At 25.9% G+C, this 10,940-nt stretch carries 11 protein-coding genes; 7 read left to right on the top strand and 4 right to left on the bottom strand.

Annotation, left to right across the window (positions count from 1 at the left end):
* Positions 1-93 precede the first annotated feature (93 nt).
* Positions 94-474, top strand: a complete 381-nt coding sequence (locus tag LPC13_RS15935) for an FtsX-like permease family protein (protein ID WP_234089008.1) — start codon at positions 94-96, stop codon at positions 472-474.
* Between the two features lie 313 nt (positions 475-787).
* On the opposite strand, the gene LPC13_RS15930 is transcribed toward LPC13_RS15935, so the two are convergent.
* Positions 788-1,894, bottom strand: coding sequence for an endonuclease/exonuclease/phosphatase family protein (locus LPC13_RS15930; protein ID WP_005213208.1), 1,107 nt, complete (start codon positions 1,892-1,894; stop codon positions 788-790).
* A gap of 387 nt (positions 1,895-2,281) precedes the next feature.
* On the opposite strand from LPC13_RS15930, the gene LPC13_RS15920 reads away from it, so the two are divergent.
* From LPC13_RS15920 to LPC13_RS15905, 4 genes are all read left to right on the top strand, one after another.
* Complete coding sequence (locus tag LPC13_RS15920; RefSeq protein WP_040419377.1) at positions 2,282-3,835, top strand: GxxExxY protein; 1,554 nt, start codon at positions 2,282-2,284, stop codon at positions 3,833-3,835.
* A gap of 424 nt (positions 3,836-4,259) precedes the next feature.
* Positions 4,260-5,069 carry a hypothetical protein gene (locus tag LPC13_RS15915; RefSeq protein WP_005213213.1) on the top strand — a complete coding sequence of 270 codons (810 nt, stop codon included), beginning with the start codon at positions 4,260-4,262 and terminating at the stop codon, positions 5,067-5,069.
* A gap of 546 nt (positions 5,070-5,615) precedes the next feature.
* Entirely contained in the window at positions 5,616-6,686 is a 1,071-nt protein-coding gene (locus LPC13_RS15910) for an MFS transporter (RefSeq protein ID WP_005213216.1), read from the top strand.
* 126 nt (positions 6,687-6,812) lie between these two features.
* Complete coding sequence (locus tag LPC13_RS15905) at positions 6,813-8,147, top strand: MFS transporter (RefSeq protein ID WP_005213218.1); 1,335 nt, start codon at positions 6,813-6,815, stop codon at positions 8,145-8,147.
* A gap of 93 nt (positions 8,148-8,240) precedes the next feature.
* Here LPC13_RS15905 and LPC13_RS15900 read toward each other — a convergent pair whose 3' ends face one another.
* The 3 genes from LPC13_RS15900 to LPC13_RS15890 are packed head-to-tail and all read right to left on the bottom strand — an operon-like array spanning position 8,241 to position 9,412.
* Positions 8,241-8,441, bottom strand: coding sequence for a histidine phosphatase family protein (locus tag LPC13_RS15900; protein ID WP_005213221.1), 201 nt, complete (start codon positions 8,439-8,441; stop codon positions 8,241-8,243).
* Complete coding sequence (locus LPC13_RS15895) at positions 8,438-8,506, bottom strand: histidine phosphatase family protein (protein WP_234089009.1); 69 nt, start codon at positions 8,504-8,506, stop codon at positions 8,438-8,440. Before LPC13_RS15895 ends, LPC13_RS15900 begins: the two co-directional genes overlap by 4 nt.
* Before the next feature lie 60 nt (positions 8,507-8,566).
* Entirely contained in the window at positions 8,567-9,412 is an 846-nt protein-coding gene (locus tag LPC13_RS15890; RefSeq protein ID WP_005213225.1) for an aldo/keto reductase, read from the bottom strand.
* Between the two features lie 115 nt (positions 9,413-9,527).
* Here LPC13_RS15890 and LPC13_RS15885 point away from each other — a divergent pair, with 115 nt between their 5' ends.
* Both LPC13_RS15885 and LPC13_RS15880 read left to right on the top strand, forming a co-directional pair.
* Positions 9,528-9,929 carry a MerR family transcriptional regulator gene (locus LPC13_RS15885; protein WP_005213227.1) on the top strand — a complete coding sequence of 134 codons (402 nt, stop codon included), beginning with the start codon at positions 9,528-9,530 and terminating at the stop codon, positions 9,927-9,929.
* 150 nt (positions 9,930-10,079) lie between these two features.
* Positions 10,080-10,829, top strand: coding sequence for a YwaF family protein (locus LPC13_RS15880; protein WP_234089007.1), 750 nt, complete (start codon positions 10,080-10,082; stop codon positions 10,827-10,829).
* Positions 10,830-10,940: the final 111 nt, after the last annotated feature.

Raw genomic sequence — 10,940 nt, 5'->3', positions numbered from 1 at the left:
TATTACTGGAAATCAAAATTTCCAGTAATATTTGATTTATAAGAAACTATATTACACAAAATTATCTACAGTCTCTATTATGAAAGCATAGGAATGTCAACCATTATATTGTTTATAGCAATATATATAGGAATAGTATTTTTACTTTCTAGCGCAGCTGTTTTAGCACTTCAACAGTTATCACAATGCAATGAATCCATTGAAAGATATGAAGCATTAAAGAAGATAGGAGCTTCAAGAAGTCAGATTAATAAAAGTATTTTAATTGAAGTATTAACTTTCTTCATGCTGCCTTTATCATTAGCAATAATTCACTCAATTGTTGGAGTAAACATTATAGAGCAGTATCTAAAAACTTTTGGTAACTATGACATATTATTTTCAGCACTTATCACAACTTTAATTTTTGTGGTAATCTATGGCGGATACTTCTATGCTACTTATATTGCCTATAAAACAGTTATAGATAATTAGCTATAATACGAAAGTTTATAAAAACTCTTGATTTTAACGTTACGTAATACCTTAGTATTAGTAATTAAAGGAGATGGAGTTATGAAAATTACAGAAATACGCTCTGATAAAGTTTATAATAAAATAATTAATGCCAAATTAGATAAGAAGGACGATATTTATAGATATGATTATTATGCTAGTATCATAAAGTAATTATAATATTGATATAGAATACTTAAGTGATAATTATATTTTATCACAGTGTTGTCTAGTACAATGGGTTAATTATAAAAATGCTGGCCACGCTTTATATGTAGACAGCATTTTTTTATTATTCTTTTAATTTAAAAGTTAATTTTACAGGATTGTGATCACTATACATAAAATCAGCATCAATATTTTCAGCAGTAGCTATAATATTGTCAGAAATAATAAAACCATCTAATACAGAAGTATAGTTTACATCTTTTGTATAAGGAATATCAGCAGTTCTACAAGTTGGAACAGTAGTGTTGTTAGAAGCGTTAACAATGCTCATGCCTTTAGGTAGATTTTCATCAGTTAAAAGGTACACCCAATCAGGGACTAATTGTTCTGATATAAATGTATCATCATCTATATTTAGAGCATGATTAAAATCTCCACCTACTATTACATAATTACCTTTATCATATTCTTCCTTCATAGTTGTATTAAGAAGTTCAAGTTGTTTGGCACGTATTATACCACCTTCATCATAAGCAGACATATGATTATTTATTAATACTAATTCCTTACCGTTTGAAACTTCATAACGAGTAATTGTAAAGCATCTATCTAAATCAAAGAATTTAGTAAAAAAGCTAGTATCTACAGGATAGCTAATACGTGTTGCTGAGCTTACCTTATATTTAGCTAGGGTAAGTAGGCCAGATTTTACACTACCATGTGGTTCGTTAAAAGGATATATCATATATGGTGCATGGAAATTAAGAGTAAAGACACTTCCATAATCACTTAATGCATTTTCTATAGTTTCTTTTTGATTGATATTGTAACTACGAGTTGCTTTTACATCAACTTCTTGAAGCACAACAAAGTCAGTAGACAATTCTTTTATTATATCTGTAGATCCATTAGTATTTTTTAAAACAGTTTCTTTGCTACTTCCCCTTGAAGATTTCCCTGTAACAGCAGTACCATTTGCCATTGCTCCAGTATCCATAAAGAATGAATAGTTTTGATCATAAGCACCAAACCCAATATTATATGTAAGGGCTGAGTAATTGGTATTAGTTTTTAAAATATCATTTTGATTATTTGTAATTTCTAAGGATAGATTATCATCAATACGGTAGTATGTTGCATTCATATATATTGCATAACCACCAGCAAAAATTGCAAGTAATAAAAATAAACTAGAAATTATAATAAGAATTTTTTTTGTTGCTTTCTTCATGTTTAACCTCCCTGTACTTTATCTTTATATTTAATATAAATAGTATTCATTAAATCTAATGTATAAATTAAAGTTATTTATTTTTCCATAACATAATTCTGTAACCAAACTCCATTTTTTTCTACATTTTGTTTTTTAATAACTTTGTATCCTCGTTTCGTAAAAAAAGGTTTTGCCTGTATAATCTTTTATATTAATGGAATGAACTGTACCCTTATAGTTATAAATATTTTATCATATATTGGAAAAAATAAAAGATTTTATTATGATAAAGGATGTAGATAAACATATATAAGATAACGAAAATATTAAGTAATATATATATTTTATTAACATAACAATTAAGTTATAATTAAAGTAAGAATCAAGGTGGAGGAAAATGAATATATGAATAAAAGATTTAACTCTACAGGAGTTTGTATACCAAGTATGCATTACATGGTTAATATAGATAATAAACTTAATAAAATAAAAGAATTAATAGATAGAAGAGATTACTTTGTAATAAATAGGCCAAGACAGTACGGGAAAACTACTACAATGTTTATGCTTGAGCAAAGATTAAAAGATGAGTATTTAGTTATAAGTATAAGTTTTGAAGGAATAGGAGATGAAGTATTTCTTAAAGAGGAAAGCTTTTCTAATGTTTTTATTGAATTAATGGCAGATAATCTTGAATTTATTAATGAAAATGAGAGTAAAAGATTATTAAGTATCGCTACTGATGTTAAAAATTTAAGAGATTTATCTAAAGTAATAACTAAATTTATTAAAGAGAGTAAAAAGGAAGTTGTTTTATTTATAGATGAAGTAGATAAAAGTTCAAACAATCAACTATTTTTAAGCTTTTTAGGAATGCTTAGAAATAAGTATTTATTAAGACAACAAGGTAAGGACAGAACCTTTAGTAGTGTTATATTAGCTGGAGTTTATGATATTAAAAATTTAAAGCTAAAATTTAGAAATGATGATGAAAAGAAGTATAACAGTCCTTGGAATATAGCAGTAAATTTTGATATAGATATGAGCTTTAATAGTTTAGAAATAAGTTCAATGTTAAGGGAATACTCATCAGATAAAAATGTGAATATGGATATAGAATATATATCTGAGTTATTATATGAATATACTAGTGGCTACCCTTTTTTAGTAAGTAGAATATGTCAAATAATTGATGAAAAACTTATAGAAGAAGATTTTAAATGGAATGAAGAAACTTTAATAAAAGCTATGAAATTACTACTTTCAGAAAGTAATACTTTATTTGATGATTTAATTAAAAATATAGAAAATAATGAAGAATTAAAAGAATATATTTTTGATTTAATAATGAATGGAGAAGATAAGAGTTTTAATATTGATAATCCAATTATAAATATTGGAGAAATATTTGGATATTTTAAAAACTTAAATGGAAAAGTAAAGATATCTAATAGAGTTTTTGAACAAAGATTATACAATTATTATTCGTCTAAGTTAGAGAATAAAGTGGATATGAGTTCTTATAATTTTAAAGATAATTTTATAACAAGTACGGGCTTAGATTTTAAAAAGATACTTTTAAGATTTCAACAATTTATAAAAGAACAATATAGCACCATAGATTCTAAGTTTATAGAGCGTGAAGGAAGACTGTTATTCTTAGCATTTATAAAGCCTATTATAAATGGTGTTGGATTTGACTTTAAAGAAGTTCAAGTATCGGAAGAAAAGAGATTAGATATTGTTATTACATATCTAAAGGAAAAATATTTAGTAGAGCTTAAAATTTGGAGAGGTGAAGAATATCACCAAAAGGGTTTAAAGCAGTTATATGATTATTTAGATATTAAAGATTTAGACTCTGGATATCTTGTAATTTATAATTTTAATAAGAATAAAGAATATAAAAGTGAAGAAGTTATTATAAATGATAAAAAGATATTTATAATTTGGGTATAAGTATTATTAAAAGATGTAATATTAGTAATGGGAACCACAGTTATTGAGGGAAGAGTTGTAATTAGTAGAGATAGATAATAAATCTGTCTCTACTTTTTTTATGAATGTAATAAAAGAGAGACTACTTTTAAATAAAATCATCGTAAATGAGTATTAAACTAGAAAGAAATAAAAAAGTACTGATAAATCTTATATTTTAGATGTAAATATTTGTTAAGTTTAAATATAGAACAATATGTGAAATTTTAACAAACACAATGTTATAAATTATGATATTTATAAATAAGTAGTACATATATAAATAAGTAGTACATAAGATAATCTAAAATAGATATTTTCATACTAAAATTAAAAAATAAGTTATACTATAATATTTATAAAAATAAAATATATATGAGAATATAATAATTTTAGGGGAATGATAATGAGAAAAAAGCAAAATCAAGAAAAAGGAGTTTTACTAAAAATATTAAAAAGTAGAATTACTATATTGATGGTATGCTTTGCAATGATCTCAATATTATTTACTGGATGTTCAAATGATGATGAATTAAATAAACTTAAAGCAGAAAATGAAACTCTAACTAAAGAGATACAGGAGCTTAAAGAGAATGAAATTAAAAATGAAGAGAATAAAGCTAAAGTTGAAGCTAAGAATGAAGAACTTAATAAAAAGGTATCAACTGCAGAGGAATATTTATCATTAAATAGTTCTGAAAAAGAGTTAGTTGATGCAAAGATTGAGGAAGTTAAAAAAGCAACTGAGGAAGAGAAAGCTAGACTTAAGGCAGAAGAAGAAGCAAAGAAAGCAGAAGAAGAGGCTAAATTAAAAGCAGAGCAAGAAGCAAAAGAAGCAGAGGAAAAAGCAAAAAGGGAAGCTGAAGAACAAGCTAAGAAAGAAGCTGAAGCTCAAAAGTATAATACTGGATTAACATATGAAGATATAGCTAGAAATCCTACTGAAAATGCTATGAAGTTAGTAACTTTTTCGGGAAGGATTGTTCAAGTTATGAAAGCTGATGGTTATACTCAATACAGAATGGCTATTGATGATAATTATGACCAAATAGTATTGATTGAAGTAGATAATGAATTATTGAGTAATGGAAATATATTAGAAGATGATTATATTACAATTAAAGGAACATTTGTAATGGAACACACTTATCAAACTGTAATGGGAGCTCAAAAGACAATTCCAGCAATTGTTGTTGATGAATTTAATTTTAATTAAATAATATAAATTTATTTTATTGCAGCAATTTACAATGCAAAATAACCGAATGTTTTATTATAAGACTAATAAAATCAGATATATAAAATGGTAAATTATAAAATAGATATGTTTTAAATTAAATATAAGTAGTTTAAAAAAGCTCTGTATCTGATGCAGAGCTTTTTTTGATTAATAAATAACCAATATACATTTAAATAAAATCATCGTAAATGAGTATTAAAGTAGAAAGAAATAAAAAAGTATTGTTGAATCTTATATTGTATCTATAAATATTTGTTAAGTTTAAATATAAAACAATATGTGAAATTTTAATAAGTGTAATGTTATAAATTAAGTTAAATTACAATATTTATAAATAAGCAAGCGTGTAACCGTATTATATATTTGTTAAGGAGAAAGAGGAATAAAAGTATGGGGAATGTGAAAAAGCAGTTTATACTGCAAGATAAGAAATTTAGAGGATTTTGTATATATAGATTGCTTTTTGGAATAAGCTATAGCGTTATGATACCTATAATACCTTTGTTTTTTTAGAGTATAGGAATGGAAACCATAACTATAGGAATGGTAATTTCTTTATATGGAGTAAGTAAAACATTGATGCAAATTCCTTTTGGTGTTGTTTCTGATAAGGTAGGAGATAAATTAACGTTGAAAATAGCTTTAATGTTAATGGCATTAGTACCTATAGGTTATATATTTTCTGATACAACTTTTAAGGCTGGAAGTTTGTATGTTATTCAAGGAGCTATTCTTGGAATGGCAGCACCAGCTACTTATTCTGTACTTGCAAGAACTTTAAATGTTAAGAGAAGAGGGGAATGCACAGGGCTTGCTTCAGCAGTATTTACTTTAGGTGGAGGTATAGGTGCTGCTATTGCAAGTTTTATATTATCAAAATTTAATAGTTTTAATATGGCTTTTAATATAGCTGCTTTAGGAATATTTCTTACATTGATATATGTAGTTATTAGAGTTGATAAAGTAAAAGTTGAAAAGGGTAAGATAAATAATAAGGCCAGTATAGGAGAGATTTTATATGAGATAAAGAATAGAGGATTTGTATATAAGATTATTATTTTATCAAGTAGTGCTTTTTTAGGTGATTATATTTATTCTTGTGTTGTGGCTTTAATTCATTTTTATGGACAGGATGTACTTAATGTATCAACAGGATATACTTCTGCTATAATATCAGTTTATTTATTAGTCTTTGGTTTAGCAGCACCAATAGCAGGATGGGTTAGTGATAAGATAGGGAATAGAAAGCAGTTTTTATATTCTTTTCTTTTAATGAATTTTACTTTGCTAGGATTAATAATAACTAGGAATATAACTATATTTACAGTAATAATTATATTGTATTTTTTAGGAGCCACATATTTAAATGCTTCTGTACAAAGTTGTCTTTCAGAATTTGGAGCTTATCCTGAGATTAAAGGTCTTGTTTTTGGTATTGTTGGGGCTTCTGAATCATTAGGGTATGCAGTAGGTCCATTAGTTTCATCTTATATTTATGAGTATAATAAGAACTTTTTATTTTTAGGATTGTTAATAGTGTCTGTTTTAGTAACGATTATTTACTTAGCTTTGTTTAATAAGTCTAAAATATAAGGTAGTTAATATAGTCTATAATTGTTTTTTGCAAAGATAGTTTAATAAGCAAATTTATAAAAGTATAAAAAAGCTGTAATGATAAATAATAAAGTGAAGTAATCTTTAGAGGTAACGAGGTTTATTATGAATTTAAAGAATAATATATTATTCAGCAAAAAGGAGCTTTTATATTTTTGTATTCAAAGATTTGCTTTTGGATTTAGTTATAGTTTAATGATACCTATAATCCCTTTATATTTTAATTCTTTAGGATTAAGTAGCTTGATTATAGGAGGAGTTATGTCTTCTTATGGTTTAAGTAAGGCTTTAATGCAATTAGTTTTTGGAGCTATTACAAACAAAATTGGAGATAAGTTATTATTAATAATAGCATTTATATTAATGGCTATAATCCCTTTTTTGTATACTTTAAATAGTAGTAGTTTAATAGCTAGTATTATTTATATTGCACAGGGAGCAATACTTGGAATGTCTGCACCAGCAGTTTTTTCTTTATTAGCTAGATCTTTAGATGAAGAAAAAAGAGGGCAGTGTACAGGATATGCTTCAGCAGTATTTACATTAAGTGGAGCTATTGCTTCTATTATAGGTGGATTTATAGTTACAAAGCTAAATAACTATAACTTAGTATTTTATATGTCTTCTATAGGAATTATTTTAACAGTAGTTTTTATAATTATGAAAATAAAGAAGGCTGATGTAAATAGCAAAGATACAGCAAAAAGTAGTAGGTTAGATAATAAAAATATAGATAAATGTAATGATGAAAATGTAAAAGATAATATAACTGCCTTTGAAAATAAGAGAGATAATAGAAGCAATATTGAAAATAAGAAAGGTAATTTTAAAAGTAAAATAGGTAATATATTTAAAACCATAAAGGAGAAGAAGCTTTTAGCTAAGATAGTTCTTTTAGGGATAATAGCTTTATTAGGAGATTTTATATATGGTTGTATAGTGTCAATATTTCCTTTTTATGGGCAAGAGGTTTTAGGGTCTAGTACCTTTTATACATCTGTAATAATATCCGTGTATTTATTTATCTTTGGGATATTTGCACCTATAGGTGGATTTACTAGTGATAAGATTGGAGTAAAGAAGCAGTTATTTATATCATTTATCTTTATGATAATAGCTTTAGGTGCATTATCAATAGTAAGAAAGATAAGCATATTTACAGTAGCTATTATTATATATTTTTTAGGAGCAACATTTTTAAATTCAGGATTACAAAACTCTCTATTAAAGTTTGGAGAAGATAAAAAAAGTGAAGGAATTGTATTTGGATTTGTAGGTGCTTGCGAATCTTTAGGTTATGCAGTAGGGCCTTTAATATCGGCTTATGTATATAATTTAAATAAAGTATGGCTTTTTCCAGGATTATTTATATTTACTGTTTTAGTATTTGTAATTTTTATATTTTTAAGAAAGAAAAGCTTTAATACAGCAGACTTTTAAAGTGGGTAGGGAGATATTAACAAGTGAATTTAAAAAAATTACAAAGAAAAAGTCGGCTAATTTGCCGACCTTTATAATATATAATATAGATTTTTAAGAAATTTTACTAAAATCATGATTTATTATTTCTATTAATTTAAATTCATCATTTTCAAATTCAAATTTTAGTATGCAGCAATTACCTAATCTTTCTTTTTGATCAACATCACTAGTATGAGCCCAGTATCTCATAAATTGACGACAAGCAGCTCCATGAGAAACAGCTAAAACTGTTTTATGGTCATCATTTTTCATAATGGAGCATCGCACCACCCTTGGATTTTTCTCCTAACGTTAAATAATGTTTGTCCATGTCTCATTAAGTACAATATTTTTTTCATAAATTTCTCTTCCAATTTAAGTATATGTTAGTTCAACTTCTATCTAATAAGACTTGCTAACATTTCTATTGATGATGCTTCTTGATGGTTAAAGAAAGAACTTTCTTTTTTATCTAAAGTGGAAATTTTATCCATATCATCTTTAGTTAATTCAAAGTCGAAAATATCTATATTCTGTAACATTCTTTCTTTATTCACAGTTTTTGATAGTGGAACAATTCCTCTTTGAAGTAACCATCTTAAAATAACTTGTGCAATTGATTTACCATACTTGTCTCCAATTGTCTTTAAAGTAGTATTATCAAATATTCCATTTCTTCCTTCTGCAAAAGGTGCCCATGCTTGTAGTTGTACCCCATACTTGCTATTATAATCCTGTGCCAATAATTGTTGATGGAATGGATTAATTTCAATTTGGTTTACTGCTGGTGTTATTTCATTAAATAAAGCTAAGTCAACTAAACGGTCAGGATAGAAGTTTGATACACCTATAGCTTTAATTTTACCTTCTTTATATAAATCCTCCATAGCTCTATAAGTTCCATAGTAATCATTTAGTGGTTGGTGGATTAATACTAAATCCAAATAATCCAACTTCATTTTCTTTAAAGAAGATTCAATAGATTTCTTTGCTTTATCATATCCTCCATTGCTAATCCATACTTTAGTTGTAATAAATAAATCCTTTCTAGGTACTGATGATTTAGCAATAGCTTCTCCAACTGCTTCTTCATTTCCATAAGATTGTGCTGTATCAATTAATCTGTATCCAACATCAATAGCATCTAGCACAACCCTAATACATTCTTCTTTATCAGTGATTTGAAAAACTCCAAATCCAACTGCTGGCATATTTATTCCGTTATTTAAAGTTACATATTGCATTTAAATTTCTCCTTTATTTTTAGTATTTTGTATTTTATAATAATATTACCAGTCGGTAGTTGCTACCGAGCAAGAGTTTTTTTAAAAAATTTTTTTGAAATTAGGAGGTAATTTTATGTATACACCTAAAGAGGTATGTCAGCAGGTTGGAATATCTTACGAAACATTGAAATTTTATTGCAAAGAGGGTTTGGTGCCAGCGGTAAAAAGAGATAAAAATAACTATCGTATTTTTGACGAAAAAAATATTGCATGGCTAAAGGGATTACAATGCTTGAGAAAGTGTGGTATGAGCATTAAAGATATGAAACTTTATATGAATTATTGCATAGAAGGTCCATCTACAATTCCTCAAAGAAAAGAAATGCTTAATGAATCAAAGAAATCTTTATTGAAAAAAATCAATGAAATTAATGAATGTATTGACTTTATTGACAATAAACAATCTTTCTACGATGATGTATTAGATGGGAAAATAGAATATATAAGCAATTTAACTAAGGTAGAAAATAAATAAGATATTAAAATAAATATTTGGTCTTTTTTCTTTAAGAGAATGCTTTTAAAAAGCAGTTAATAAAAAGTTTGAACTTATTAATATTAGTTGTCATAATGTAGTTTTTAACCCTGTATATTTAAAGTATAAATATTTAAGGGGAGTAGTGGCATGAACTTTTTTTCTTTAGAGCCAATGCTGAATTATGAGTTATCTAAAAATGAAAAAATACGTCCTATTTTTATATTACTATTTTTAATTGTTTTATTAATAACCTTTAAGCATAAATTGAGAAACAACAAAAGATTAGATATGTATATTAGGTATGGACTAGCTATTGTGTCTTTTTCTTTTTTAGCTTTATACTATATTTTAAAATGGCATGATTCTGGATTTAATTATGATACTATTCCTTTACATATCTGTTTTATAAGCAATATATTATGTATAATACTTTGCTTTAATAAGTCTAAAAAATTATTTAAATTCTTGTTTTTTGTAGGAATATTAGGAGGAATAGCTAGTTTATTACTACCTGATCTATCATTATCAGATGAGTATTTTAGATATTATCAATTTTATGTATGTCATATTAGCATAATAGTTATACCACTATATTTCTATGTGGTTTATGATTATAGAATTAAATTTATAGATTGTATAAAGAGCTTTGCAATACTTCAACTTATAGGAATACCTATTGGGATATTTAATGAAATATATAAAACAAACTATATGTTTATAAGTTTTACTTCTAACTTTGCTTCTAAAAATAGTGCTTTAGAGCTGTTAGGAAATGGAGATTATTATATTCTATATTTAGAAGTATTAACTTTTTTAGGTTTAGTATTATGGTATTTTATAGTATATGTAATTTCTAATTTGATGAAAAGATGCCAGTATAGCTTAATAGATATATGAAGCTATTTATTATAAAAAAGTAGTAATAAATGATATGATATGCTCCCTTTATAGTAGACAGTTAAAATAATAAAACTGTCATTACTATAGAGGGAGCAATTTTTATGGGAA

Source organism: Clostridium celatum (assembly GCF_021412605.1).
Lineage (GTDB): Bacteria > Bacillota > Clostridia > Clostridiales > Clostridiaceae > Clostridium > Clostridium celatum.
The sequence above is the reverse complement of the archived record's forward strand: the minus strand, read 5'-3'. Positions and strand labels throughout refer to the sequence as shown.

What these genes read in the sequence shown, in the direction of transcription:
- LPC13_RS15935 (WP_234089008.1), top strand. Translation starts at nt 94, where the DNA reads ATGTCAACCATTATATTGTTTATAGCAATATATATAGGAATAGTATTT.
- LPC13_RS15930 (WP_005213208.1), bottom strand. Translation starts at nt 1,894, where the DNA reads ATGAAGAAAGCAACAAAAAAAATTCTTATTATAATTTCTAGTTTATTT.
- LPC13_RS15920 (WP_040419377.1), top strand. Translation starts at nt 2,282, where the DNA reads ATGAATAAAAGATTTAACTCTACAGGAGTTTGTATACCAAGTATGCAT.
- LPC13_RS15915 (WP_005213213.1), top strand. Translation starts at nt 4,260, where the DNA reads ATGAGAAAAAAGCAAAATCAAGAAAAAGGAGTTTTACTAAAAATATTA.
- LPC13_RS15910 (WP_005213216.1), top strand. Translation starts at nt 5,616, where the DNA reads ATGGAAACCATAACTATAGGAATGGTAATTTCTTTATATGGAGTAAGT.
- LPC13_RS15905 (WP_005213218.1), top strand. Translation starts at nt 6,813, where the DNA reads ATGAATTTAAAGAATAATATATTATTCAGCAAAAAGGAGCTTTTATAT.
- LPC13_RS15900 (WP_005213221.1), bottom strand. Translation starts at nt 8,441, where the DNA reads ATGAAAAATGATGACCATAAAACAGTTTTAGCTGTTTCTCATGGAGCT.
- LPC13_RS15890 (WP_005213225.1), bottom strand. Translation starts at nt 9,412, where the DNA reads ATGCAATATGTAACTTTAAATAACGGAATAAATATGCCAGCAGTTGGA.
- LPC13_RS15885 (WP_005213227.1), top strand. Translation starts at nt 9,528, where the DNA reads ATGTATACACCTAAAGAGGTATGTCAGCAGGTTGGAATATCTTACGAA.
- LPC13_RS15880 (WP_234089007.1), top strand. Translation starts at nt 10,080, where the DNA reads ATGAACTTTTTTTCTTTAGAGCCAATGCTGAATTATGAGTTATCTAAA.